The 211-nt window shown below is 71.6% G+C and carries 1 protein-coding gene; it reads left to right on the top strand.

Annotation, left to right across the window (positions count from 1 at the left end; translation table 11 throughout):
- Window positions 1-211, top strand: a 211-nt coding sequence (locus ACFHW1_RS28955; protein WP_416616764.1) for a tetratricopeptide repeat protein, incomplete at both ends; no start/stop codon positions are given.

A 211-nucleotide genomic window follows, 5' to 3' on the forward strand; every position in this document is an offset into this window, starting at 1 on the left:
TGACCGCCACCGTCGAAGCCGCCGACATCTACCGCCGGCTCGCCACGGTCAACCCCGCCGCCTACGAGCCTGAACTCGCCGCGTCGCTGAACAACCTCTCCGTCGATCTGTCGGAGGCGGGCCGGCGCGACGAGGCACTGGACGCGACCGTCGAATCCGTCACGATCCGCCGCCGGCTCGCGCAGGCCAACCCCGCCGCCTACGAACCCGA

Source organism: Micromonospora sp. LOL_014 (assembly GCF_048060245.1).
Taxonomy (GTDB): domain Bacteria; phylum Actinomycetota; class Actinomycetes; order Mycobacteriales; family Micromonosporaceae; genus Micromonospora_E.